The organism is Roseobacter sp. EG26 (assembly GCF_049830555.1).
Lineage (GTDB): Bacteria > Pseudomonadota > Alphaproteobacteria > Rhodobacterales > Rhodobacteraceae > Roseobacter.
On sequence record NZ_JBNBLH010000023.1, the window covers coordinates 1 to 25,733 of the forward strand.

The following is a 25,733-nucleotide window of genomic DNA, read 5'->3' on the forward strand; positions in this document are numbered from 1 at the left end:
CTTCTTTGTTCGACGGGATGTGATAAATCTCCGCCCGCGCATCAATCTCGTCAATAACCCCCGCCAACTGCTTGCACGGCACGGTCGTCACAAAATCAACGCCATTACGGACAAAATCATCTACGATCTTCTTGTCGATGCTCATGGGGGGACGCCTTTCTGCCCGGGGACGTGATCCGCGGGCGCTTGAGTTTTCAGTGAGTGTTGCGGATCACATGTACCGCACAGGGCGCATGCCGCACGACACGGGCAGCGGTGGAGCCCAGAAAATAATCACTCAATCCCGGTTTGTGAGAGCCGATCACAATGCAATCGATTCCATTGGCATCTGCATAGTCGATGATGGCCCGGGCGGAATGCCCTTGAATAATCGCTGCTTTTGCCTCCGGGATATCTGCCAGCTTCTCGTTTAGCTTTTCCTTCGCACGATCAAACCCAGCCTTGATGGTCCCCTCATCAAGATAGGCCGTCACCGACCCTTGAACCGCCTCGTAAACATGCAGGGCGATGATCTCCGCCCCCTCGCCCTGCAAGGCTTTGGCAACTTCAAGGGTATTGGGGGAAATGCCGTGGTCGAGGGCCATCGGCACAAGGATTTTTCTATACATCTGTTCTCTCCATTATTGCGGGTCCGCTGATCAGTTCCAGGGATCCAGCACGATCTTGGGGGCGGCGACATTGCCGGCACGCAAGTCCCTGAAGGCTTGGGCACCGTCCTTGAGCGCGCGCGCTTCGACCCAATCCAAAGCGCCAAGCCGACCATCAAAAATCGCCTGGGCCGTGTCGCGGAAATCCTGAGCGGTATAGGTATAGGTACCGATGAAGGTAATCTCCTGCAACGTCATACGTCGCACATCGAGCCCACATTTGTCTTCGCCAAGCCCGACATGGGCAATCACCCCTCCCGGTTCAGCATGGGCGGATGCTGTTGCGCGCGTGCTCGCGTAGCCCACCGCATCAATCACCAACGCATACTGACCTTCCGCCTGAGCCGTGACGTGCTGCCCGCATGTTCTGGCGAGAAACGCGCGGCGTCCGTCGTTGGGCTCGACAATGGTGAGGTCTTCGACGCCCATTGCCTTCAGTGCCAGCGCTGCCGCCAATCCAATGGCACCACCACCGATGACCAAAGCGCGGGGCTGCGCCTGTCCGTGCAGAGCGCCGATTGCCAGTCTCGCCGCATGCCAGCTCACCGCCAATGGCTCAGCCAGCGCCGCCTTTTGCAAGGGCGTGTCCTCAGGAACACTGACCAGATTTTGCGGCGGCATCGAAATATACTGCGCAAATGCGCCTTCACGCGGCTGCATGGATATGATCTGCCTGCCGGGGCATAGATTTTCCCGACCCGTCTCGCATGCCTTGCACGACCTGCAGTTGACCAGCGGGTTGACGGTCACCCGCTCGCCATCACGCGGGCCGCCCTCTATGACCCCCGCCGCTTCATGACCCAGAATCAAAGGCGCGGGCCTGCGGGCATCGTGGCCCAGATAGGCGTGCATGTCAGATCCGCAGATACCCACGGCCTCAACCCGGATCAGTTCTTCGCCCTGCCCAGGCAATGGATCAAGGACATCGCGAAACACAAGTGTCTCCACTCCCTCATAAACAAGCGCCTTCATTTTGCTGTGAACCCTCCATCAACCATCAGTATTTGGCCCGTGACATATCCTGACGCTTGCGAGCATAAAAACAACAAGGGGCCATCAATGTCTTCCATCCGACCGTTGCGATGCACACAGGTTTGTGCCGCGTTACGCGCCGACCTTTCGGGATTGTCAAAAACAGCCTGTGTCAGTTCGGTCGGGAAAAACCCCGGCCCGATGGCATTTGCGGTTATGCCGTCACGTGACCACGCTTCGGCCATGGCACGTGTCAACTGGCCGACACCGGCTTTAGTGGCGCCATAGGCGATGCCACCCGGAAAAGCGCGCGTTGTTTGCAGCGACGCAAAATTCACGATGCGTCCCCATCCTTTCTTGCGCATCGCAGGCACCAGCGCCTGCGAGATGAAAAAGGGCGCTGACAGGTTCAGCGCAAGGGTCGCGTCCCAACCATCCGGGGTTACATCGTCGGCAGCCTCGCGGGTGTTGACACCGGCCGCATGTACGATGATGTCCGGGTCACCAAAGGGTGCGCAGATAGCGGCACATAACGCCGGAACCGCTCCCCGGTCCGCGACATCCGCCACGACGACCGCCGCAGAGGACCTGATCTCGTCTTTCAGGCTTTGCAAGGCATCAGGCCTGCGTGCGACGCCAATCACCTCTGCTCCGGCGGCAGCCAGTGTTATGGCCGCCCGACGCCCCAGGCCCGAACTTGCCCCGGTAACGCAGGCGACGCGGCCGGTCAGATCAAACAGGTGGCGCGGATCAGCCATGGGCGGTCAAATCGAATTCCTCGTCGGGGAAGTATTTGGCAAGACGCACGTCCGCAGCCCGCGCATGCCCCTCCATCCCTTCCAGACGCGCGATCCGTGCCGTGGCTTCTGCCACTGGTTTGGACCCTTCCCGCGTGGCGCGCTGCCAGGTGACGATCTTCATGTATTTGTGCACGCTCAACCCGCCCGTATAGCTGGCGGCCCCGGACGTGGGCAGAACGTGATTGGTGCCAGTGGCCTTGTCGCCGTAGGACACGGTGGTTTCCTCGCCCAGAAACAACGAGCCGTAGCAGGTGAGCTTGCTCAGCCACCAATCCAGATCTTCCGCCTGCACGGTCAGATGCTCAGGCGCATATTCATCTGAACAGGCCGCCATATCCTCGCGATCCGCACAGACGATAACTTCGGCATAATCCCGCCAGGCCGCAAACGCATTCTGGCGGTTGACCTCGGGCAAATCCTCGATCAACCCCGGCACAAGCGCCATTACATTTTCCGCAAGTGCCCGATCATCGGTGACCAACCAGACCGGTGAATTGTAACCGTGCTCCGCCTGGCTGACCAAATCTGTCGCGACGATATGAGCGTCAGCCGTTGCATCCGCGAGGATCAGGCTGTCCGTTGGTCCTGCAATCATGTCGATGCCGATGCGGCCAAAGAGAATGCGCTTTGCTTCGGCGACAAACTGATTACCCGGGCCTACAAGGATGTTGGCCTTGGGCAGACCAAACAGGCCAAATGTCATGGCAGCCACACCCTGCACGCCGCCCAGGGCCATGATCTTGTCGGCGCCACAGATGTGTGCCGCATAGACAATCGCCGGGTTCACCCCCACGTCGGGGCGCGGTGGCGAGCAAGCGGTGATGTGGTGACATCCGGCGACCTTTGCCGTGGTTACTGTCATGATAGCGCTTGCGATATGGCTATAGCGTCCACCCGGGACATAGCACCCGGCGGCATCTACCGGGATGGCCTTTTGGCCCGCGATCACCCCCGGCACGATCTCGATTTCCACATCCGACACGGTCGATTTCTGCGTCTCGGCAAAGCGCCGGACGTTATCGTGGGCAAACTGGATGTCCTGTTTCAGCTTTTCCGGCACCAGCGCACAGGCGGCCTCGATCTCTTCGGCCGTCAAAAGGACGTTGCCCTCGTAACGGTCGAATTTCTTGGCATATTCCAGCGCCTTTGCATCCCCCCCCTCCTCGATTTCGGCGAGGATTGTTTTCACGATTTCATGTGTTTCCGAAGCATCCGACTCAGCGGTCAGCGTCGCCTTTTTGAGATATTCACGGGTCATTTTCGATATATCCTATTTGTAAATGTCCGGCAGGAATGTTGTTGAAATCGCAGGAATGTAAGCGATCATCAAGACAACAACGAACATGCAAAGGACAAACGGTACCGCGCGTGCCGCAATTTTGAGGATCGACTCGCCCGTGATCCCGGAGACCACAAACAGGTTGAGACCCAAGGGGGGTGTGATGAAACCGACACCCAAGGCTGTGATCATCATGATACAGAACTGGATTTCATTCATCCCGATATTATCCGCAAGCGGTTTAAGGATCGGCGCCAGAATAACGATATTTGGCGTTGTCTCCATAACGCAACCCGCAGCAATCAGGATGCCGATCATCAGCAGGATCAGGATATAGGGATCGTCGGTCAAACCCGTGACGGACGTTACAAACCCCTGGGGCACGCCCATGATCGCCAGCGCTTCGGCCAGAGGCGCGGAAAACGCGATGATCGGCAGGATGACCCCATTCACCTTTGCAGAACTGACCAGCATGGCCGGGAAATCCGCGAGTTTCAGGGTCCCCAGAACAAATCCCATGATGATCGTCACGACGACCGCGGTAGCCCCAGCCTCGGTAGGTGTCAGCCGGCCCGAGAAAATGCCGTAGAAGATGATGCCGGGAACAATGAACGCATACCAGCCGGAGGCAAGAGACCGGCGCAGATTGGCAAACCATTCTCCAAAAGTCAGCATACCGCCGCCTTCGTAAGCATAAATCCGGTTGACGATCAGGTTTGTGATCAGGATCGCGGCCAGGATAGCCAGACCGGGGATCAACGCCGCCAAAAACAGTGTTGACGCGGATATGCCCAGCACAAGACCGATGATGATGTAGGCAATCGAAGGAGGGATCAGGATACCGGTACAGGCACCAGCAGCCACCAGCGCGCAAGCATAGGGGCGCGGATAGCCGGATTCGACAAGCCGGTCGATGGTCATACGACCCACCGCGGCTGCCCCCGCCGCATCCGATCCCGAAATCGCCGCGAACATACCGCAGACCAGAACCGTGGCCGACCCGAACCCGCCTTTTGCAAAACAGGTCAGCGCCTCGGCTACGTCAAGAAATTTGCGCGACAGGCCCGTGCGCACCAGAACGTCGCCGGTCAGGATAAAGAGCGGCACCGCCGTCAGGGCAAAGGCGTCAATCCCGGCAAAGAGGCTTTCGCCGACAAGGCTCAGCGGCAGATCGCCGGACATGAGCAGCATTGTAATGGCTGCCGCTCCGATGGCGGCCCATACAGGCACCGCCAAAGCGATGAGAGCAACGAACATGATTACGGGCAGGTAGAAGTCCCACCCCAATTCGACTGTTTGGTTAAGTGTATTCCAGAGCATTTCGACGTTCCTTAATCAAACAGCTTGTCGCCCTCAAAAACGGCCGTGCCATCTTTGAGGGATTTGAAATCGCGCGCGAAGGATTGCAGCAGCCGCCAGATCATCAGGGCAAAACCCACCGGCACGGCCATCAGGAACCAGACCTTGGAAATGCGCAGGCCATCGGTGACTGACCCGAACTTGGCGGAGACATGTACTGTTTCGTAGGAGTAATAGAGAGCGACGATTGCCACAGCGAACATCACGAGGTCGCCGAAAATGTACAAAAGCGCCTTGGGGCGCGGCCCCAGATAATGCATCAGCACGTCAATGCGGATGTGCGCACGTTCCTTGACCGCGGCAGCTGCGCCGATCCAGGCGAGGTATATGAAGGAGTACCGCACGATCTCCTCGCCCCAGATGGATGAATATGAGAATATTTCCCGACGCAGGACTTCGATCGCCATGGTAATGACCAGCATCACGTAAAAAACCAGCAACAACCAGCGTTCGGCATCACGGTCTATTCGGCGGAAAAATTTCATAAATCACCCTGTCTTTTGGCAAAACCGATCCAGCCCCGGCGCTATCGCGCGGGTTCGTTCCGGTTTTGACTGAAAAGAAAACGAGCGGGCGACCCGACGGACGCCCGCGTCAGTTGTTACGCGTCGTGCACGTAGTATTTGCCTTGTGTGCTGGCGGCTTCTTCCAGCTTGTTGAAGGCGTCCATGGACCCGGCAAGCTCAGTTTTGAACTCATCCCATTCGGTGCGTTGGTAACCGCCGGCCTCTTTCCATTCGCCCAGCTGATCGTCACTCAGCGAGTGGAATTCAACGCCGGCCTTGCTCAGCTCCGCCATTGCGTAGGCGCGCGCCGAAGGCACCTTGGACAGGTTCTGGTGCGCCGTCATTTCGGCACCCCACATGATCCCCTCCTGAATGTCGGCGGGCATGGAGTTAAACCATTCCAGGTTACAGGAATAAACCTGACTGTCGGGAACTGCCTGGGTGAAGGTCACATGGCTCAGGATATCCTTGAAGCCGAAGACAAACAGAGCGCCGACGGAAGGATCAAGCGCGTCGGCCACCCCTTGCTTGATTGCAGAAGGCGTTTCACCCCAGGCCACTGGCGTCGGGTTGGCCCCGACCATGCGGTAATACTGCTGCAACATCTTGGAACCCGGGACCCGGAACTTCACGCCCGAAAGATCACCGGGGCTCAGAACCGCCCCTGCACCACCCTTGCGTACAGCAACCACGCGCGGGTCGATGTTGACGTAAAACAACGCCTTGAAGCCTGCAGCCTCGACCTTTGGATGGACTTCGGTGTTCCAGTAGTCAGACGTCACAAGATTGGTGAACCGCTGGTTCGAACCACACAGGTAAGGCATATTGATCAAGTCAACAGTCGACGCAAATGGCGCAAAGTTCGACAGGGAATGCTGTGCGGCCTGAATGGTTCCGCCCTGCACTTTCTGCACCAGCGAGCCACCCGCACCGAGTTGGCCACCCGGGGCCAGCTTCACATAGACCTTGCCGTTGGTCGCATTCTGGATGTTTTCTTTGAGGTCCAGTTGCATGATCGGATAGCTGCGCGACGCACCAAGCACATAGGCCGTTGCAATGGTCATGACATGCTCGGCTGCTTTTTCCCGATCGCGCTCTTCATTAGCCGTTTGCGCGACGGCCTTGGAAGACCAGAGCATGCCCCCGGCACCGGCGACCATGGCCGCGGTGAATCCGCCGCTCGTTACCAGTTTTAGAAAGTTGCGGCGTGATGCCGACGCAATCTCGTTACGTTCTTGTGTCATTGATGTGTCCTCCCGATGGACCTTCAGCCGCCATTATTGTTACGGTCAGCTTCCTTTTTCAAAATCGCGACAACAAACAGAATGGATGCCGCAAACAAAACCAACATCTCCCCAACGTCCCCCAAAAAAGCGCTTCCTGCGAAAGCCCCCAAGGCAACATTGGCGAAGTAGACGATAAAGACCGCGACCGATGCTGCGAGAAACATGAAAAAATACTCCTGATGAGTTGGTTTCAGATAAATTTGTAAGCGCTTACAAATTGAAATGCAAGCCATTACATTTTTGACCAACTTTTCAATCGTTCTGGATGTGCTAGGGTCGCGCCGAGGAACGATTGTACAGGACCGATCATGCCAAACACCCGATCTGTCCCCACGGTGGACGACGTTGCCAGGATTGCCGGCGTCTCAACCGCGACTGTTTCACGCTGCCTGAACTCCCCCGACCGCGTTGTCGAAAAGACCCGAGACAAGGTTATGAAGGCGGTCAAAAAACTTGGATATACGCCAAACTTTGGCGCGCGCGTCATGGCAGCCCAGCGAACTTTCACAATCGGGGCGATTATTCCGACCATGGAGAACGCGATTTTTGCGCGCGGTATTCAGGCTTTTCAAGAGGAGCTACGCAGACGCGGCTACACCTTGCTGGTTTCAAGTTCCGCCTACCAGCCCGACATCGAAGAAGAACAAATACGTGCATTGGTCGCACGTGGTGCCGATGGCCTGTTGCTGATCGGCTATGACCGGGATCAATCACTATACGACTACCTGAAGCGGCAAGACGTGCCCGCCCTTGTTGCCTGGGCTTTCAGCGCTGACAGCGAACAACCCTCCATCGGTTTTGACAATCGGTCGTCAATGTCCGCGCTGGTCCAGCAGGTACTGAATCTGGGGCACCGCAGTCTTGGCGTTATCTCGGGAATAACCCGAGGCAATGATCGTGCGGTTCAACGCCTTCAGGGCGTGAAGGACGCCGTTGCATCCAACGATCTGCCCCCTGAGACCCTGAAAATCATTGAGACACCTTACGAGATTGAAAATGGTGCCATCGCCTTCAGCCGGTTGATGTCAGCGAACGCGGATCTGACGGCGGTCATCTGCGGTAACGATGTTCTTGCGGTTGGGGCGCTGCGTCAGGCTCGGGAAATGGGCTTGCAGGTCCCCGGCGATGTGTCGATCACAGGATTTGACGACATTGAGCTGGCCCGCATCGTGACCCCGCAACTGACCACGGTTCATGTCCCTCACCGTGAGATGGGGCGAAAAGCGGCCATTGAATTGATCTCGATGGTTGAGAAAACCAGCCCGGGCATTTCGGTTGAACTCGACAGTTCAATTCAGCTGCGAGAGTCTTTGGGACCTGTCTGCTGCTAGAAATGGGTGTTATCCGGCTAATCGCTGATCCGCTCCAAGGTCGCATGTCGACATTGATCAAAGCGGGTCAAGAATTCATGGTCACTTGTTGAGCAGTGATCAGACAAATATCGCCCTGATCCGTTTCGAGCGAAGAAATACTTGACCAATTGGTCAAATCCGGTCCAGCATCCGGCAGATAAATCGGGGGATATCAAATGACCAGCACGAATCAAATCAGCCGTCGCCGTTTTCTGGCTACAACCGCCAGTACTGCATTGATCGCGGGAACGGTCGGTACGCATCGCGCCTTCGCGGCAGAGCCGATCAAGACGGCGGGCATCTATACCGTTCCGGTCGAACAGCAGTGGGTCAGCCGCATCCACAAGGCAGCGCTAACCGCGCAGGAACGTGGCGATATCTCCTACACATTCTCTGAAAACGTCAGCAATACCGACTACGCGCGTGTCCTGCGTGAATATGCGGAAGCTGGCAACAAGCTGATCATCGGTGAAGTATTCGGCGCCGAGCAAGAAGCGCGGGAAGTGGCCGCCGATTACCCTGACGTGGCCTTCCTGATGGGATCCAGTTTCAAGGAAGACGCAGGCCTGCCCAATTTCTCGGTGTTCGATAACTATATTCAGGACGCCTCTTACTTGTCAGGCATCATTGCCGGCGCGATGAGCAACTCCGGCAACATCGGCATGGTGGGCGGCTTCCCCATCCCCGAGGTCAACCGGCTGATGCATGCCTTCATGGCAGGCGCCACCGAAATGAACCCGGATATCAAGTTTCAGGTGAGCTTCATCGGTAGCTGGTTTGATCCGCCCAAGGCCAAGGAAACCGCCTTCGCCATGATCGAGAACGGCGCTGACATGCTTTACGCGGAACGTTTCGGCGTGTCGGATGCGGCCAAGGAAAAAGGTGTCTTGGCAATTGGGAACGTGATCGACACCCAATCCGAATATCCCGAGACCGTTGTTGCCTCCGCCATCTGGCACTTTGAACCAACGCTGGATGCAGCCATCGCCGCCGTCAAGGAGGGCTCTTTCACCGCCGCCGATTACGGTATTTACTCCTTTATGAAGGAAGGGGGCACAACTCTTGCACCTTTGGGAACCTTCGACGGAAAAGTGCCCGCCGCGGCACTGGAACTGGTCAACAAACGCACCGAAGAGATCAAGTCAGGCAGCTTTTCGGTCGAGATTAACGACGAAGAGCCGAAATCGTCCTGAGCGAAATGGCCTCGGACAAAGCCTCTGTTCTTCGCCTGAACAACATCACGAAACGTTTTGGGACGCTGGTCGCGAATGACGCGATCAGCTTCTCCCTGAACCGCGGAGAAGTGATCGCGCTGCTGGGCGAAAACGGTGCTGGCAAGACAACCTTGATGAACATCCTCTTTGGCCAATACACGGCCGACGAGGGCACCGTTGAAGTTTTTGGCAAGACGCTGCCGCCGGGCAATTCCCGCGCAGCGCTAGAGGCCGGCGTCGGTATGGTGCATCAGCACTTCACGCTGGCCGATAATCTGACCGTGCAGGAAAACATCACGCTGGGGACCGGATCGCTCACGGCCTTCAGCCTGCGCCGCTCGAACGCACGCGCGCGGATCGAGGCGTTGTCGGAGCAGTTCCACCTCAAGGTGGCTCCTGACGCGAGGGTCGGCAGCCTGAGTGTCGGCGAAAGGCAGCGGGTTGAAATTCTTAAAGCACTCTACCGCGATGTGAAAATCCTGATCCTTGATGAACCGACGGCGGTCCTGACCCCGCAGGAAGCAGAGGATTTGTTTGCAACCCTGCGGCAAGCCATCGCCAATGGTCTCTCGGTGATCTTCATTTCTCACAAACTCCACGAGGTCATGGCAATTGCCCAGCGCGTGGTCGTTCTGCGCCATGGAAAGCTTGTCGGCGGTGTCGATACCCACACAAGCACCAAGGAAAAACTGGCCGCGATGATGATGGGTGCCGAAGCGGAGCCGCCCGAAGTGTCGACGGCACATGCCGGCGAAGCCTTGATGACACTGGAAACTGTTTCAACGCCGGACATTGGCAGCGCGCCAGGGCTGAAGTCCGTTTCCATGTCTTTGCGGGCAGGCCAGATCATCGGCCTTGCCGGCGTTTCAGGTAACGGACAAGCAGCCCTCGCGGACATCGTGGGGGGTATGCGCACGCCGACCAACGGAAAAATCGTTCTCAATGGCTCACCCGTCCCCTCTTGGACCCCGCGCGATGCGGTCAACGCAGGCATTGCCCGCATTCCAGAAGATCGACACAAGACGGGCACGATTGCCGATTTTGATCTGACCGAAAATGCCATTCTGGAGCGATACGCAAATGACCCTTTCAGCACCAAGGGGTGGCTGGACTGGACACGTGCGCGCCGCTTTGCAAACGAGATTATCGACAAATACGATGTGCGCTGCCCCGGAGCGGATACCCCGATCCGCTTGCTGTCCGGCGGAAACATGCAAAAGCTGATCCTTGGTCGGGTCCTCGAAGCTGATCCTCAGATTATCCTGGCAAATCAACCCGTCCGCGGGTTGGACATCGGCGCCGTTCACTACGTACACGGCCAGCTTCTGGAGGCTCGGGACCGGGGGGCGGCAGTGCTCCTGATCTCAGAAGACCTGGATGAAATCATGGCGTTATCGGACTACATTCACGTGATCGCTGATGGTCGTCTGTCACCGGCTTTCGAGCGTGGACAAATGACCCCGGCTGAATTGGGCCTCTGGATGTCCGGCAAGGGTGAGGTCCGGCATGCGTCTTGAACCCATAACCAATCCTTCGTCCGCCCGTCGCATATTCCCACCCGCGCTCGCCATAGGCACGACCGTGGTAATCGCGTCATTGCTGGCCATGATCGCCGGAGCCAACCCATTTTCGGTTCTGGGCCTGATCCTCAACGGTGCCTTCGGATCGAAGTTCGCCCTGCTGGAGACCCTGAACCGGGCCACTCCGCTGATTTTCACCGGTCTCGCCGCGGCTGTGGCCTTTCGTGCGAAGTTCTGGAACATCGGCGCGGAAGCCCAGCTCTATGCCGGGGCGTTGATGACCGTGCTGCTGGGAACCGGGCTGCTCCCCTGGCCCAGCTTCCCGCTGCTGGTGACATTGGCCATTGCTGCCGTACTTGCGGGGGCCGTTCTCTTGTTGGTACCCGCGCTGCTGAAAACACGGTTCGGAGTGGATGAGGTTGTCACGACGCTGCTGATGAACTTCATCTTTCTCCTATTCATCTCCCTGCTGCTCGAAGGACCACTGAAGGACCCGATGGGCATGGGCTGGCCAAAGTCCGCCCGTGTCATATCCGAGGCGCGATTGCCGCGTATCCTGGACGGGTTGCGCCTGCATTGGGGGTTCATCCTCGCGCTCGTTTCCGCAGTGGCAATCTGGATCATTCAAACCCGCTCCACGCTGGGTTACGAAATGCGCGCCGTGGGTCTGAACCGCGAAGCCGCCGCCTTTGCGGGCATCCCCGTCAACCGCGTTCTTGTCAAAACCGCGCTGCTTTCAGGCGGACTGGCCGCACTCGCAGGATTTTCCGAAGTTGCGGGCCTCAAAGCCAGCCTGACCCTCGATCTGTCGCCGGGCTTTGGCTACACCGGGATCATCGTTGCCATGCTTGCCCTGCTCAACCCCTTGGGCGTGATCGTTGCGGCGCTGTTTGTGGCAGGGGTATTCGTCGGCGCCGACAGCATGAGCCGGGCCGCCGAGGTCCCCACATATCTCGCCGACATCATGCTGGCGATGGCGCTGTTGTTGATGGTGCTGGCGATCCTGCTGACCCGTTTTCGCGTGGTGAGAGACTGATATGGAAATCCTCGACATCTTCCTGACGGCGAGTTTCTGGGCAGCGGCCATTCGCATCGCCAGCCCGCTGATCTTCGCGACACTGGGAGAATTGATCTGTGAACGTGCGGGCGTGCTCAACCTTGGCATCGAAGGCATCATGGTCGCAGGTGCCTTTGCGGGCTGGATGGCCGTCTACGCGGGTACCGGGCTCTGGATCGGCGTCGCGGTTGCCATGGTGGTGGGAATGCTCTTCGGCCTTCTGCACTCGGTGCTTACCGTGCCCTTCGGCCTTTCACAGCATGTGGTCGGGCTGGGTGTGACCCTGCTTGCAACGTCGAGCACCTATTACGCCTATCGCCTTGCCCTGCCGGAGGTGACAACGCCACCAAAGATCGTCGCCTTCCAGCCCTATGAAATTCCGCTGCTGGCAGATATCCCATTGCTTGGGCCCGCGCTTTTTGCACAGACCCCATTCACCTATCTGGCGTTTGTGCTGGCGGCAGCGGTCGCCTGGATGCTCTACCGCACACCCGTTGGCCTTGCTTTGCGCGCAGCGGGTGAAAACCCTTCCGCCGTGGCCGCGCAAGGACTTTCCGTCACTGCGATCCGTATGGGCGCTGTCATTTTTGGCAGTGGGCTCATGGCCATGGGGGGCGCGTTTTTGACCATGTCAGCCTTCGACAGCTTTTTCTTCGAAATGGTCAATGGTCGGGGGTGGATATGCATCGCGCTCGTCGTCTTCGGATCATGGCGACCCGGCAAAGCCGTATTTGGCGCCATACTCTTTGCCGCCTTCGATGCCTTGCAAATCCGGGTTCAGCAAACCGGGTTCGGCGCTGAGATTCCCTACCAGATATTCCTGATGATGCCCTATATCCTCTCCATCCTTGCGCTCGTGGCCATGTCGCGCAGAGCGCAGGTCCCGGCAGCGCTCATGGTACCCTTCAATAAAGGAGAACGTTGATGTTCGATCTGATCGTCAAAGGCGGCACCCTGCCCGATGGCACAGCTACCGATATCGGCATTTCCGGTGGCAAGATTGCCGCAATGGCACCACTGGATGACGCAGAAGCCGGTACGGTTCTGGAGGCAAACGGCGATCTGGTCAGCCCGCCCTTTGTGGATCCGCATTTTCACATGGACGCGACCTTGTCCTATGGCATTCCACGTATCAACGCCTCGGGAACGCTGCTGGAGGGGATCGGCCTATGGGGTGAGCTCAAGCAGGTCATGACACAGGAAGACGTGGTCGCCCGCGCGCTGGCCTATTGCGACTGGGCCGCCAGCATGGGGTTGCTCGCGATCCGCAGTCATGTGGATACATGTGACGATCGTCTTCTCGGGGTCGAAGCCCTTTTGCACGTGCGTGAGACCGTCAAAGACTACATCGACCTGCAATTGGTCGCCTTTCCACAAGACGGTTTTTACCGCGATCCGACGGCGCGCGAAAATACCATTCGGGCGCTCGACATGGGGGTTGATGTGGTGGGCGGTATTCCGCATTTCGAACGCACCATGGCGGATGGTGCCGCCTCGGTCCGGGAACTCTGCGAGCTGGCAGCTCAGCGGGGGTTGCAGGTGGACATGCATTGCGACGAGACCGACGATCCCAATTCCAGACATATCGAAACACTTGCTTTTGAGACCACGCGTCTTGGCCTTCAGAGGCGGGTTGCGGGCTCCCACCTGACCTCAATGCACTCCATGGACAACTACTATGTGTCCAAGCTCCTGCCGCTGATGGCAGAAGCCGAAATCAACGCCATTCCCAACCCCCTGATCAATATCGTTTTGCAGGGACGTCACGATACCTTTCCCAAAAGACGCGGCCTGACGCGGGTAAAAGAAATGTTGGCCATGGGCATCAATGTCGGCTGGGGGCAGGATTGTGTTCTGGACCCGTGGTACTCGCTTGGCACGGCGGACATGCTGGACGTGGCCTTCATGGGCCTTCACGTGGCACAGATGACCAGTCCGGAAGAAATGCACACCTGTTTTGAAATGGTCACAAGGAACAACGCCCGGACGATGGGGCTTGCGGATTATGGTCTGCATTTGGGTGCCGACGCCTCATTGGTCGTGCTTGACGCAGGCTCGCCGGTCGAGGCGCTGCGTCTGCGGGCGCCGCGCCTATGGGTTGTGGCCAAGGGCAAGGTCATCAGCGAGACACCGCGCGCGGATGCCCGGCTCAATCTGGCAGGTCGTCCCGACAGGGTGAGTCGGCGGCACCAGCCGGGTTCGTGATCCCCGTTTGAAGAACCCTTGTCGGGTTCCAGATCATATGTTCCCCCAGCTTCGATCATTGTACATCAGGGCAGATCAACATCGGGCCTTGTGGGATCAATCTCAGGATGATCTGCTTCTGATGAGGGCTTCCGCCTCGATTTCCACTTTGTAATCCCCGATCAGCCTGGCAATTTCCAATAGGGTATTGGCGGGTTTTATTTCCCCGAAAACACGCCCATGCGCGCGCGAAACTGCGGTGACGTCATCGGCATCGGTCAGATAAACGCGGGTTCGTATTACATCATCCATGGATGCCCCCAGCGCCGTGAGCGCGGCGGCGATCTTGTCGAGAATGAACGTGGTTTGGGCCTCTGCGTCGCCGGGCGCGATCGACCGGTCAAGCCCCGCCGTCGCCGTGGTGCCCGAAACCAGAATGCGATCCCCAATCCGCCGGGCGCGGCAATAGCCCGCAATATCTTCCCACTCGCTGCCCGTCAGCACCCTTGCCTCATCCGGGCGTCCCGGCACAGGCTGCACCTCAAACGCCTTTGGCATTTCGTCCAGATGGTGACTCAAATCCCCGGAGGCGGTCAAAAAGGGCGGTTTTCGATACTCGTCCCCGCAATCACCCGGCAACGGTGTGGTCTCCTCAAACACGGCATCAAGTGCTACGTGATCCTCGGAGTCCAGAGCGAACTGGAACAACCTCAGGTTATCATCGCGATGCTGGTCTTCGCCCAGACGCGCGCCGATAATGACACCTGCGACAGCCGCATGTTCCAGCACCCACCGCGTGGCCACATTGGATATGGATACCCCGTGCTTTCGGGCAATTTTTGCCGCGACCCTCAGAAGGGTCTGATGCACTTCCCAGCCGCCGGCTGTGTCAATGAAGCGCTTGTATTTCATCTTGCTCCAGTCCGAAATCGCCGCAGGCTCGGGCTGATCAATCCAACGTTCCGACAAAAAGCCGCCCGCCAGCGTCCCATAGGATAACAAGCGCACATCAGACTTTGCGCAAAGGTCGGACAAAGATCCGGCGGCGCGTCGGTCTAGCAGCGAAAACGGCACTTGATTGCTAACCAGCGGGACGCCGTCCATCAAAGCCAGATGCAAATGCGCTGCATCAAAATTCGTAACGCCGATTTCGCCAATTAGCCCCTCTTCGCGCAGCTTTGCCATCTGGTGCAGCGCGTCGAGCCATGCCGGGTGCTCGAAACTCCACCAATGAAACTGCAACAAGTCCACCTTGTCCGATCCCAAACGCTCCAATCGTTCCATGACCCCGGCGCGCACGACCTCTTCGGTCATGGGCCCCGGTTTGGGGCACCATTTCGTGCAAATCACAGGGTGCCCGGTCGCGGAGCCTTGACGTTGCAGTAATGCCCCGGCAATCCGTTCCGCGCTGCCATAGTGATCAGCCATGTCGAATGTGTTGAACCCTACCTGAGCATAGTCTGCCAGATGGGTTGCCCCCTCTTCCGGATCAATGATCTTGCCCTCTTTCTCGATATCCGCCACCTGCCAAAGCCCGACCAGCGCCCGGCTGATTGTCAGTTTGTTGCTCAGTGAGTATCGATCTGGGGTTAGCATTTGGGTCGGTCCGTCCTGGGTCATGACATGAACATTCTGTCTAGGCGAGCGGGTGATCACTGTCCATTGCGGGTAGACCAGATTACCCCCCATTCACCGATCAGAACCGATTGACACCGCCGACGGAACCCCGCAACAATATACAAACAAAAGATTTATCGACCTGATATGAGAAAGGCTTAGGTGGGTTGGCCATGCAGGGAGACCACGAAGCCGATGGATTCTGGCTTTACGATTTGCACGTCGAGACAGTCCTCGGAGGGCGCACGCCGGTCTGCCGCCATGTTGAGGGCGAGGCTTTTCGTGTCGAAGGAGAACTGCTGATCTTTGACGATCAAACGGAGATATCAATGTATGCGCTGGCGGGCCTGCTGCCGCTTTTACCAGCCAAACAGCGCGAGACCGACCCGCACGATTGGATGAGCACAGATGCGGAGATTGCCTGCCCCGACCCTAATTGCGGCGGCAGGTTTCGTGTCACGCGGGGTAAAAAGCGGTGGTTCACCCATGCGGGGACAACCGGCCTGCCAGAGCAACGAGGCATCCCCTATTGGCAGGAAAAAGACGCCACATGACCGTTGAGACAATCGAACTGCGCCCTGATCATCGCATCTCCCGTGTCATCAAGGGTGGCTGGCAGCTTGCGGGCGATCACGGCGCCGTCGACCGGAGTGCCGCGATACGGGATATGGAAGCCTTCGTGGACGCAGGCGTCACGACTTTTGATTGCGCCGATATCTATGTCGGCGTCGAGGAAATGATTGGCAGTTTTATTGCTGATCTGCGGCAGCGGCGCGGCGCATCGGTGGCCAATCGCGTCTGTGTGCACACCAAACTGGTCCCTGATCTGGAACGTCTGCATGATTTGCGCGCAAATGAGGTCGAGGCCATCATTGACCGCTCCCTTAAGCGGTTGCAGGTGGATGAGCTCGATCTTGTCCAATTCTACTGGTGGGACCTTGACCGTGGAGATCCTCTTGCCGGTTTGAACATTCTCAAAGACCTTCAGCGCAAGGGTAAAATTCGCAATCTCGGCATCAACAACTGGGACCGCCAGCAAATACAGCCTTTTCTGGATGCCGGATTTGATATCGCCGCCGCACAGGTGCAATATTCCCTGCTTGACCGACGGCCCGCAAATGGCCTGACCGACTGGGCTGCGGCACATGAGGTTCAGTTGCTCTGTTACGGGACGCTCGCGGGCGGCTTCCTGACCGAACATTGGCTGGGCAAACCCGATCCCGGCTTTGAGTTCGCCAACCGATCCTTGGTGAAATACCGGCTGATCATCGACGAATTTGGGCCTTGGAACCGGTTTCAGCAGCTGTTGCGGGCGCTGAAAACCGTGGGCGACCGACTCAATGTCTCCTTGAGCGCTGTCGCGACCCGGTGGGTGCTGGACCAGCACCAGGTCGCGGCCAGTATTGTCGGGGCACGCTATGCGCGGCATTTGCCACAAACCCTACAGGTCTTTGAGTTGGTTCTGAACGAGGACGACCACCGGGAGCTAGACGACGTGCTCAAGAGGGCGGATGGCCCAAATGGCGATGTTTATTCTCTGGAACGCGACCGCACCAGCCGCCATGGCCGCATCATGAAATACAATCTCAACACCAAACCTGACGACAAGGTTCTGGGTGCTGATGGTTGAGCCGATCCTGTCCGTCAGTAATATAACGCGGGACTTTGGCACCTTTCGCGCGGTTGATGGCGTTTCCCTCGACATCTCGGGCGGCAGCATCACTGGGTTGATCGGCCCGAATGGTGCCGGGAAAACCACGCTTTTCAACGTTCTAACCGGTATGCTACCGCCCAGCAGCGGCAGCATCAGCTTCGGCGGAAAAGATGTGACCGGCATGTCGCCGGATAGGCTTTTTGAATTTGGGTTGGGACGCACATTTCAGATCCCCCGCCCCTTTTCCCGGATGAGCGTTCTGGAAAACGTCATGTTGGCACCTTTGGCTCAGGTTGGTGAACGTCTCTCCGGCCCCTTCCTGCGGTCGCGCGAAATGCGCAACCAGGAGCAGGCGATTCATGCCCGGGCCATGGAGGTGCTGAAATTCGTCACGCTCGACGCGCTCGCGGATCAGGCAGCGGGGCAGATTTCGGGCGGGCAGAAAAAACTGCTCGAACTGGCCCGGGTGTTGATGGCCGATCCTCAATTGATCCTGCTGGATGAACCAGCCGCAGGCGTTAATCCGTCGTTGACCCGTGTGCTTATCGAAAAAATCGAAGAACTGAACGATGGGGGCAAAACCTTTCTGATCATCGAACACGACATGGATTTCGTGATGAAGCATTGCGATCCGGTCATTGCACTTGCCGAAGGCAAGGTGGTGTTTCAAGGCACAGCGCAAGAGGCCCAAGTCAATCCAATCCTTCTTGATGCCTATCTCGGAGCGCAGGCAGATGTCTGAAACGCTTCAAGTGAGCGGCATCGTCGCAGGCTACATTCCCGATTTGCCAGTCCTCAGGGACGTGTCGCTGAGCGCGCAAAAAGGCAGGATCACCGTGATTATCGGGCCCAATGGTGCGGGGAAATCCACGCTGATCAAGGCGGTAAGTGGGCTTGTGCCCGTGACCGGCGGGCAAGTGGCGCTGAATGGCGCGGACATCACCAACCCGCGCCCCGATCAGATGAGCGCATCGGGCGTTGCCTATATTCCCCAGACGGACAATATTTTCCGCAGCCTCACCATCCGGCAAAACCTTGAACTGGTGTTGCGGAATGCTGGCTCGGAAGGCCCCGCGCGGCTCGACAGGTTGTTTCAGCAATTTCCGCCGCTGGCTGAAAAACAACGCGAAAGGGCCGGATCGCTTTCCGGGGGTCAGCGTCAGTTTCTGGCCATCGCCATGGCGCTCGCGATCGACCCCTCCCTTATCCTGATGGACGAACCCTCCGCTGGCCTGTCCCCCAAAGCCGCCGAAGAGGTGCTCGAACACGCCCGCGCCCTGGCGCAACGCGGTGTGACAATTCTGCTGGTCGAACAAAATGTCAAACAGGCGCTCCGTCTGGCTGATCATTGCTACATTCTGGCGGATGGCCGCAACCAGATCGACGGCCCCGCCGCTGATCTGCTGAGCGACCCGGTCGTTGGGCAAATCTATCTGGGCGGCAAACGCATGGCACCGGCATGATCCAGAATCTGGTCGATGGTGTTCTGGTCGGCTCGATCCTCTCTCTGGGGGCAATCGGGCTGACCATGGCGATGCACATGCTGCGGTTCGCGAATTTCAGCCACGCCGAACTCTTGTCGATTGGTGCGTATTCGGCGCTCGTGTTCGATGGTCTTTTCGAAGTCATCTATCCGGCACTTGGCAGTGCCATTGGCCCGCTGAGCCTGACCTGGGCGCTTTCCCTCGCGATCATCCTATCCATGGCCATCACGGGTGCCTCTGCGGTGCTGATCGACCGCCTGATATTTCGCCGCGTGCGCGCCAAGGGAGGAGAGCTCTCGATGGTCTTTGCGTCCTTTGGCGTTGCCATGATCATCCGCAACATCCTCGGTCTGATATTCGGTCTGGGATCGCAGCTTTATTCCAAGGACATCGTCTTTGCGATGGCCATCAGCCGCGATCCGCTGCTGCTGGTCAAACCGGACCAGGTCTTTTCGCTTGTCGCCGCCCTAGTCATCATGATCATTCTGCATCTCATCCTGTCGCGCACCACATTTGGTTATGCATTGCGCGCGGTCGCCGAAAACCCGACGCTGGCACAGGTATCAGGCATTAATCTGAGCCGAATGATCCTGTTGATCTGGATCATCGGAGGCGGGCTCGCAGCCGCCGCCGGGGTATTTTACGGGCTCAGCAACCAGATCAATCCGGTGCTGGGGCGCGATCTGGTATTGCCGATTTTTGCAGCCACGATTGTTGGCGGCATTGGCAGTGTTTATGGCGCAGTTCTTGGCGGCTTCCTGGTAGGCATCGCTTCAAATCTGGCGCTGGTCGTTCTGCCGTCAGGATACAGCCCCTCCGTGCCGTTTCTCATCATCCTGGCCGTGCTGATGGTCCGTCCGACCGGGCTTTTTGGCGAGGAGCGGCTATGATCGGGCTGCTGTCATATCTGGTCTTTTTTGCAACTGTCGCCGCGATCCTGTCGATTGCTGTTCTCGGGTTGAACCTGCAATGGGGCAATACCGGCCTTTTCAATGGCGGCGTCGTCGCGTTTTTTGGGGCGGGCGGATACGGCACATTGATCCTCGGCGGCACGCCGCAAGCCGATCATCTGGGAGGCTTTGCCCTGCCCTATCTGATCGCCCTGTTGGGCGGCATGGCCATTGCCGGCCTGCTTGCCTGGGGAGTGGGCATTCTGACATTGCGCTTGCGTCATGACTATCTGGCCATCGCCACCTTCGGGGTCGCTGTCGCCTTCGAGAACCTGATGCGCAATGCCGAGGGCCTTGCTGGCGGTGCCAAGGGTTTGCGCGGCTTCGAGAGACCGCTGCGGCAAGCTCTTGGGGATGGGTTCACCTACAACCTGCTGTTCCTGATTTTCGTACTAGGGCTGCTGATCGCCAACTACATTTTTCTCGAACGATTGATCCGTTCACCCTACGGGCGGCTCCTGCGCGCGATCCGTGAGGATGAGACCGCTGCCATGTCGCTTGGTAAAAACCCTGCACGCATCCGACTGGCTGCCTTCATCGCGGGCTCGGTGATCATGGGGCTGGCGGGTGGACTCTATGCGACATTTTATGCCTTCATCAGCCCACAGGATGTGCTGCCAATTCTGACGTTCCAGATCTGGGCAATGCTGATTGTCGGTGGCGCGGGCAACAACAAGGGAGCTGTCATGGGGACATTTCTGATCTGGGGCGCCTGGACCGCGAGCGGCTGGGGGCTATCGCGGTTTGCGCCACTGGAGGTACAACTCTATACCGGGTCGCTTCAGTTCATCCTGATCGGCGTGGTGATCGTCGGAATGTTGCTCTGGCGTCCTCAGGGGCTTTTTGAGGAAAAACTGGTGGTCTCGCAATCGGGTCGCGCCAAACATCTAAAACAACAGGGAGTACGGGAATGACAAAGACGAGTTTCAAGCGTGGCGTGGTCGCCGGGCTGACAACCGGCATGATGATGGGCGGCGCGGCCCTGGCGCAGGACTGTACCACCAAGATCGGTGCCGTGCTGCCAACCTCTGTTGACTGGGGCAAACCCATTGCGGCAACAGCGCAATATGCCGTCGATCTGGCCAATGAAGCAGGCGGTGTCGCTGGCTGCAAGGTCGAGATGGTCCTGCGTGACAGCCAGGTCGACCCGAAAGTTGGCGTGGATGCCGCCAAAGCTCTGGTCGATCTTGATGGTGTGCAGATGTTGCTTGGAGCGGTCAGCAGCGGTGTTTCGATGCCGATCCTGACCTCTGTCACGGTGCCCGCCGGGGTCATGCAGATGTCATGCTGTTCATCTTCCACGGCCTTCACCGGTCTGTCGCAGGAAGGCAAGACCAAGGGTCTCTTCTACCGGACTTTTGCCACAAGTGGCGTTCAGGCGGCGGTAGGGGCTATGGTGGCGCGCGATCAGGGGTATAAATCCGTGGCCATCCTCTACAAGAATGACGATTGGGGTCAGGACATCGGAAAACTGGTGGCCAAGGACCTCGAAGCCCTGGGCATTTCCGTCACCGGATCAGTTGCGATCAACGATGCACAACCCTCCTACCGCGCGGAGGTCACCGAAGCGTTGAAAGGCAATCCCGAAGCTCTCTACATGGCGATCTATCCGAAAGAGGGCACTTCCGTCGTGCGCGAATGGCTTTCACTGGGCGGCACTCAGAACATGATCGTTGCCAACGCGCTGAAATCAGATGAGTTCCGCGACAATGTCGGCCTTCAGTACCTCGGCAATACCATCGGGACCGATACCGCCTCCCCCCGCAGTGAAAGTGCCTCGGCTTTTGTCAGCCAGTATACGGCCAAATTCGGCTCTGAACCCAACGGGCCCGGCCTCTCCAACAGCTTTGACGCGACAATGATCGGATTGCTGGCCATGGAGGCGGCTGGCGCCGACGCCACAGGCACGGAAATCGCAGCAAAAGTCGCCTCAGTCACGGATCCGAATGGCACACCCATCACCGCTGACGCTGCTGGTTTTTCCAAGGCGAAAGAGGTTTTGGCTGGCGGCGGCACCGTGTTTTACCAAGGGGCGACCGGGAACGTGCGGTTTGACGATAACGGCGACGTTTCCGCACCCGCTGTGATGTGGAGCTTTACCGAAACCGGCACAGAAGAGACCCAGTATATCTCGCTGGAAGAGGTGGATGCATTCATGGCGTCGGTCAAGTAAACCTCGCGCAGGGCCGGTAGCTGTTAGCAGATGGCGGCCCTATTCTGACCCAAGCTCGATTGAATTGATGGCGTCGCTCTTCAGGAGCGGCGTCAAATATTTGAGACGTTCTTTCGCTCCGTTTTGCGTCGCTTCCCGAGCGCTGGCCGCATGGCTGGTCTGAGCAATAACACGGCTTTGATTTGTCGCGGTTGCAGCTGCCCTTGACACTTCACCTCTCTGCGCCTTTCTTTCCCAAAATCAACTGGAGGTAGCCATGCAAAGCCCGTTCAATCAGGAACTCGAAGATCGCCTTGTGCGCTACGCCGCAATCGACAGCCAAAGCGACGAGAATTCCACCTCGACGCCAAGCACAGAAATCCAGTTCGACATGTTGCGTCTGCTGGAGACAGAATTGAACGCCCTGGGTGCTGCGGATGTCCAGCTAACCGATTATGGTGCTGTGCTGGCGACCATTCCGGGCACGGTTGAGGGACCAACGGTCGGGTTGCTTGCCCATGTCGACACAGCCCCTCAATTCAACGCAACCGGTGTCAAACCTCGCGTGATCAAAGGATATAATGGCGGTGACATTACGTTTCCCGACGACCCGGCGTTGGTTCTATCGCCTGAGGAGCACCCCTATCTGGCTGAAAAGCGAGGGCATGATCTGATCACGGCATCTGGCACAACCCTGCTGGGCGCGGATGACAAGGCCGGCGTTGCTATCCTGATGACGCTCGCCCATCACCTGCTGGACAATCCCGATGTGCCGCGCGGGCCGATCCGCATCGCATTCACACCAGATGAAGAGATCGGTCGGGGTGTCGACCCGCAACTGGCGAAAGATCTGGCCGTTGATTTTGCCTATACGCTGGATGGCGGTGAAGTCGGGGAAATTGAGTATGAGAGCTTCTCTGCGGATCGCGCAGTTGTCACCGTCGAAGGGGTCTCGATACATCCCGGTCTTGCCAAGGAGAAGATGGTCAATGCCATTCATCTTGCGGCCAAAATCATCCAGACCCTGCCGCAGGCAACAATGACACCTGAAGTCACCGACGCGCGGGAAGGCTTCATTCATGCCACGGACATGGAGGGCGGGTCGTCTGAAATGACGCTCAAATTCATCCTGCGCGATTTCGAACTGGACGGCCTGGAAGCCAAAGGAGCGTTGCTGCGTCAGGTTTGCGCAGCCGTTCAGGCAAGCGAACCCCGGGCGAGCATTTCCTGTGAAATCACGCCGCAATACCGCAACATGCGCTACTGGCTGGAAAACGATATGACACCTGTCGATCTGGCGCGTGACGCCAGCCGCAGTTTGGGTATTGAGCCCGTTTCCGTGCCTATTCGCGGCGGCACCGACGGCTCACGCCTGACCGAAATGGGCGTACCAACGCCCAATATCTTCACCGGCATGCAGTGTATTCACGGACCATTGGAATGGATTTCCGTTCAGGATATGGCCACGGCGACCAACCTTTGCCTGACCCTTGCGCAACTGGCGGCCAAACGCACCTGAGAACCCATGCGTTGGCGATGAATTGAGGTATCGTTTCAGTCCAAACGCCCGATACGACGCGCCCGACTGCGCGCGCAAGACAATGCGGTTGTCGAAAGAATGGGCGGCAACTGACCCCGACCTGACGCAAGCCCATGAAAAAAAACAAATGACAGGACGCCGGAAATTGGTCCACACTGATCGTTAATGCGGCCGAAAGGGCTGCGCTGTGCTTGTTTCGCCGGAAAGGTTTCCCGAAAACAAGCAGGGGGGACAACATGGAGCAACTTGCGTTCACAGTAGAGATGGCTGTCGTGATCGGCCTGCTCGCTTTCACGGTTTTTCTCTTTGTCTCCGAGTTGATCCGCATTGATCTGGCGGCACTGCTTGTCCTCGTCATCGTCGGCATCCTGAGCTACGTGCCGGGGCTGGAAAGGCTGGCGGACGTCAACCATCTCTTCGACGGCTTTGCCTCCAACGCGGTGATCTCGATCATTGCGGTGATGATCGTTGGGGCGGGCCTCGACCGCACCGGTATCATGAATAAGGTAGCGGCGGCCATTCTCAAACATGGGGGAACCTCCGAAACACGGGTCTTGCCGATTGTCTCCGGTACAGTGGGGATCATTTCCAGCTTCTTGCAAAATGTCGGTGCGGCGGCTTTGTTCCTGCCAGTCGTCAGCCGCATATCGGTGCGTTCAGGCATTGCGCTCAGCCGCCTGCTGATGCCCATGGGCTTTTGCGCCATCCTGGGCGGCACAATGACGATGGTGGGGTCCTCTCCCCTTATTCTGCTGAATGATCTGATCCTGACCGCCAATGAAAACTTGCCGGATGATCTGAAGATGGCGCCTTTCAGCCTCTTTTCCGTTACCCCAATCGGGGCGGCGCTGATCGCCACCGGAATCGTCTATTTCCTGCTTCTGGGGCGCTGGGTTTTGCCGGGTTCCGCCACGCCGGTTGAGGTCGCCTCGGGTCACGGAACCTCCGAGTACCTTGAACGGGTCTACGGATTACATGCGGATGTGTTCGAAGTTGACGTGCCCGCTGACAGCCCTCTCGTCGGTCAAATTCTTGCCGATATCAACAACGAAAACAACATCTACATCATCTCGACCTTCTACCGCGGCAAAGCCTCAATGATCCAGATATTGACCGCTGAAATCGCCGCTCCCTGCCGTCTGGCAATTATCGGAAGCCGACCCGCCGTAGCGGAATTTGCGGCGCGTTTCAAGTTGAAGATCCGCCCGGAACTTGATGTCTTTGTTGAAGAATTTGCTCAAACCAATGCGGGTGTCGCCGAATTGGTCATCCCGCCGGATTCCAAACTGGTCGGGAAAAGCCCGCGCGATCTGTTGTTGCGTAAAACCTATGGGCTGAGCCTGATGGCGATCCACCGCGGCGAAGACACGCTGAGCCATGTGAAAACGGCGGATCATGAACCCACCCAGATTGGTCTTGTGCCCTTTCAGGCCGGCGACATGCTGGTTGCGCACACGCGCTGGGACAATTTGACAAGGATCAAGCGCGATCGCGATTTCATCGTTGTCACCGCCGATTTCCCGCAAGAAGAACTCAGACCGCATAAAGTCGGCTGGGCATTGTTTTTCTTTGCGGTTTCGCTGTCGCTCATTCTGTTCTCGGATGTTCGCTTGTCGCTTTGTCTGCTGACCGGTGCGGTCGGTATGCTGCTGTCGAGGGTGCTTAGCATTGACGAGGCCTATCGCGCTGTGGGATGGAATACCGTTTTCCTGCTCGCCAGCCTGATACCGCTGGGACAGGCGGTCCAGAACACCGGCACCGCCGAATGGATCGCCCAACAAATCCTGATCATTCTCGATGGCTGGCCGATATGGTCGCTACAGGCCGGTGTGGCCGTGCTTGCGACCGTTTTCTCGCTGGTCATGTCAAATGTCGGTGCCACTGTCTTGCTGGTGCCCCTTGCCGTTTCCATCGCCGTTGCGGCAGGCGCCAACCCGGCGCTTTTTGCCATGACTGTAGCAATTTCGACCTCGAATTCCTTCATTATTCCGACACATCAGGTGAATGCGCTGATCATGGGACCGGCCGGATACAAGGTCATTGATTTCGTCAAAAGCGGCGGCATCATGACGGTCCTCTTTCTTGTGGTCTCACTTTTGATGCTGAACATCGTGTTCTAGGCTCATCAGTTCTGACGCAGCCCACGACCACTCAAACACC

24 protein-coding genes and 1 pseudogene are annotated in these 25,733 nt (G+C 57.9%); 15 read left to right on the forward strand and 10 right to left on the reverse strand.

From position 1 onward, the window contains the following. From ACOTTU_RS23805 to ACOTTU_RS23845, 9 genes and pseudogenes are all read right to left on the reverse strand, one after another. Nucleotides 1-145 (reverse strand): annotated as a pseudogene (locus tag ACOTTU_RS23805) (sulfopyruvate decarboxylase subunit alpha); the annotation flags it as partial. A gap of 49 nt (nucleotides 146-194) precedes the next feature. Further along, nucleotides 195-608 carry a universal stress protein gene (locus tag ACOTTU_RS23810; protein WP_298922330.1) on the reverse strand — a complete coding sequence of 138 codons (414 nt, stop codon included), beginning with the start codon at nucleotides 606-608 and terminating at the stop codon, nucleotides 195-197. A 30-nt stretch (nucleotides 609-638) separates the two neighbouring features. Continuing rightward, nucleotides 639-1,619, reverse strand: coding sequence for a zinc-dependent alcohol dehydrogenase (locus ACOTTU_RS23815; protein WP_425661850.1), 981 nt, complete (start codon nucleotides 1,617-1,619; stop codon nucleotides 639-641). Next, nucleotides 1,616-2,377 (reverse strand): SDR family NAD(P)-dependent oxidoreductase, encoded by a 762-nt coding sequence (locus ACOTTU_RS23820; protein WP_425661852.1) that lies wholly within the window; start codon nucleotides 2,375-2,377, stop codon nucleotides 1,616-1,618. The genes ACOTTU_RS23815 and ACOTTU_RS23820 overlap by 4 nt, the downstream gene beginning before the upstream one ends. Further along, nucleotides 2,370-3,677 carry a histidinol dehydrogenase gene (gene hisD / locus ACOTTU_RS23825; RefSeq protein WP_298922327.1) on the reverse strand — a complete coding sequence of 436 codons (1,308 nt, stop codon included), beginning with the start codon at nucleotides 3,675-3,677 and terminating at the stop codon, nucleotides 2,370-2,372. Before hisD ends, ACOTTU_RS23820 begins: the two co-directional genes overlap by 8 nt. 12 nt (nucleotides 3,678-3,689) lie before the next feature. Beyond that, a complete protein-coding gene (locus ACOTTU_RS23830) occupies nucleotides 3,690-5,018 on the reverse strand; it encodes a TRAP transporter large permease (RefSeq protein WP_298922326.1) in 1,329 nt (442 codons plus the stop codon). Nucleotides 5,019-5,029: 11 nt separating this feature from the next. Beyond that, nucleotides 5,030-5,542 (reverse strand): TRAP transporter small permease, encoded by a 513-nt coding sequence (locus ACOTTU_RS23835; protein WP_298922325.1) that lies wholly within the window; start codon nucleotides 5,540-5,542, stop codon nucleotides 5,030-5,032. A 116-nt stretch (nucleotides 5,543-5,658) separates the two neighbouring features. Further along, nucleotides 5,659-6,807: a TRAP transporter substrate-binding protein gene (locus ACOTTU_RS23840; protein ID WP_425661855.1), complete on the reverse strand. Its 1,149-nt coding sequence runs from the start codon at nucleotides 6,805-6,807 to the stop codon at nucleotides 5,659-5,661. 23 nt (nucleotides 6,808-6,830) lie between these two features. Continuing rightward, on the reverse strand, nucleotides 6,831-7,013 hold the full coding sequence (locus ACOTTU_RS23845; protein ID WP_298922331.1) for a hypothetical protein: 183 nt from the start codon (nucleotides 7,011-7,013) through the stop codon (nucleotides 6,831-6,833). Nucleotides 7,014-7,157: 144 nt separating this feature from the next. Between ACOTTU_RS23845 and ACOTTU_RS23850 the strand changes: the two genes are divergently transcribed. From ACOTTU_RS23850 to ACOTTU_RS23875, 6 genes are all read left to right on the forward strand, one after another. Next, nucleotides 7,158-8,180 carry a LacI family DNA-binding transcriptional regulator gene (locus ACOTTU_RS23850; RefSeq protein WP_298922323.1) on the forward strand — a complete coding sequence of 341 codons (1,023 nt, stop codon included), beginning with the start codon at nucleotides 7,158-7,160 and terminating at the stop codon, nucleotides 8,178-8,180. A gap of 197 nt (nucleotides 8,181-8,377) precedes the next feature. Then, nucleotides 8,378-9,394 carry a BMP family protein gene (locus ACOTTU_RS23855; RefSeq protein ID WP_298922322.1) on the forward strand — a complete coding sequence of 339 codons (1,017 nt, stop codon included), beginning with the start codon at nucleotides 8,378-8,380 and terminating at the stop codon, nucleotides 9,392-9,394. A 5-nt stretch (nucleotides 9,395-9,399) separates the two neighbouring features. Beyond that, nucleotides 9,400-10,932, forward strand: a complete 1,533-nt coding sequence (locus ACOTTU_RS23860; RefSeq protein WP_425661858.1) for an ABC transporter ATP-binding protein — start codon at nucleotides 9,400-9,402, stop codon at nucleotides 10,930-10,932. Next, nucleotides 10,922-11,971, forward strand: a complete 1,050-nt coding sequence (locus tag ACOTTU_RS23865; RefSeq protein ID WP_425661860.1) for an ABC transporter permease — start codon at nucleotides 10,922-10,924, stop codon at nucleotides 11,969-11,971. The genes ACOTTU_RS23860 and ACOTTU_RS23865 overlap by 11 nt, the downstream gene beginning before the upstream one ends. Before the next feature lies 1 nt (nucleotide 11,972). Continuing rightward, entirely contained in the window at nucleotides 11,973-12,917 is a 945-nt protein-coding gene (locus ACOTTU_RS23870) for an ABC transporter permease (RefSeq protein ID WP_425661862.1), read from the forward strand. Next, a complete protein-coding gene (locus ACOTTU_RS23875; protein WP_425661864.1) occupies nucleotides 12,917-14,197 on the forward strand; it encodes an amidohydrolase family protein in 1,281 nt (426 codons plus the stop codon). The genes ACOTTU_RS23870 and ACOTTU_RS23875 overlap by 1 nt, the downstream gene beginning before the upstream one ends. A gap of 102 nt (nucleotides 14,198-14,299) precedes the next feature. On the opposite strand, the gene ACOTTU_RS23880 is transcribed toward ACOTTU_RS23875, so the two are convergent. After that, a complete protein-coding gene (locus ACOTTU_RS23880) occupies nucleotides 14,300-15,772 on the reverse strand; it encodes an aldo/keto reductase (protein WP_425661866.1) in 1,473 nt (490 codons plus the stop codon). Between the two features lie 194 nt (nucleotides 15,773-15,966). Between ACOTTU_RS23880 and ACOTTU_RS23885 the strand changes: the two genes are divergently transcribed. From ACOTTU_RS23885 to ACOTTU_RS23925, 9 genes are all read left to right on the forward strand, one after another. Continuing rightward, nucleotides 15,967-16,347, forward strand: coding sequence for a TIGR04076 family protein (locus ACOTTU_RS23885; RefSeq protein WP_425661868.1), 381 nt, complete (start codon nucleotides 15,967-15,969; stop codon nucleotides 16,345-16,347). After that, entirely contained in the window at nucleotides 16,344-17,423 is a 1,080-nt protein-coding gene (locus tag ACOTTU_RS23890; protein ID WP_425661870.1) for an aldo/keto reductase, read from the forward strand. The genes ACOTTU_RS23885 and ACOTTU_RS23890 overlap by 4 nt, the downstream gene beginning before the upstream one ends. Continuing rightward, on the forward strand, nucleotides 17,416-18,189 hold the full coding sequence (locus ACOTTU_RS23895) for an ABC transporter ATP-binding protein (RefSeq protein WP_425661872.1): 774 nt from the start codon (nucleotides 17,416-17,418) through the stop codon (nucleotides 18,187-18,189). The genes ACOTTU_RS23890 and ACOTTU_RS23895 overlap by 8 nt, the downstream gene beginning before the upstream one ends. After that, nucleotides 18,182-18,910, forward strand: coding sequence for an ABC transporter ATP-binding protein (locus ACOTTU_RS23900; protein ID WP_425661874.1), 729 nt, complete (start codon nucleotides 18,182-18,184; stop codon nucleotides 18,908-18,910). Before ACOTTU_RS23895 ends, ACOTTU_RS23900 begins: the two co-directional genes overlap by 8 nt. Further along, nucleotides 18,907-19,821 carry a branched-chain amino acid ABC transporter permease gene (locus ACOTTU_RS23905; protein WP_425661876.1) on the forward strand — a complete coding sequence of 305 codons (915 nt, stop codon included), beginning with the start codon at nucleotides 18,907-18,909 and terminating at the stop codon, nucleotides 19,819-19,821. Before ACOTTU_RS23900 ends, ACOTTU_RS23905 begins: the two co-directional genes overlap by 4 nt. Continuing rightward, on the forward strand, nucleotides 19,818-20,795 hold the full coding sequence (locus tag ACOTTU_RS23910) for a branched-chain amino acid ABC transporter permease (protein ID WP_425661878.1): 978 nt from the start codon (nucleotides 19,818-19,820) through the stop codon (nucleotides 20,793-20,795). The genes ACOTTU_RS23905 and ACOTTU_RS23910 overlap by 4 nt, the downstream gene beginning before the upstream one ends. Further along, nucleotides 20,792-22,054, forward strand: coding sequence for an ABC transporter substrate-binding protein (locus ACOTTU_RS23915; RefSeq protein WP_425661880.1), 1,263 nt, complete (start codon nucleotides 20,792-20,794; stop codon nucleotides 22,052-22,054). Before ACOTTU_RS23910 ends, ACOTTU_RS23915 begins: the two co-directional genes overlap by 4 nt. A 256-nt stretch (nucleotides 22,055-22,310) precedes the next feature. Then, the gene (gene pepT / locus ACOTTU_RS23920; RefSeq protein WP_425661882.1) at nucleotides 22,311-23,552 is read left to right on the forward strand and encodes a peptidase T; all 1,242 of its coding nucleotides are present in this window, start codon (nucleotides 22,311-22,313) and stop codon (nucleotides 23,550-23,552) included. Between the two features lie 257 nt (nucleotides 23,553-23,809). Continuing rightward, entirely contained in the window at nucleotides 23,810-25,693 is a 1,884-nt protein-coding gene (locus ACOTTU_RS23925; RefSeq protein ID WP_425661884.1) for an SLC13 family permease, read from the forward strand. The last annotated feature ends 40 nt before the right edge of the window (nucleotides 25,694-25,733 follow it).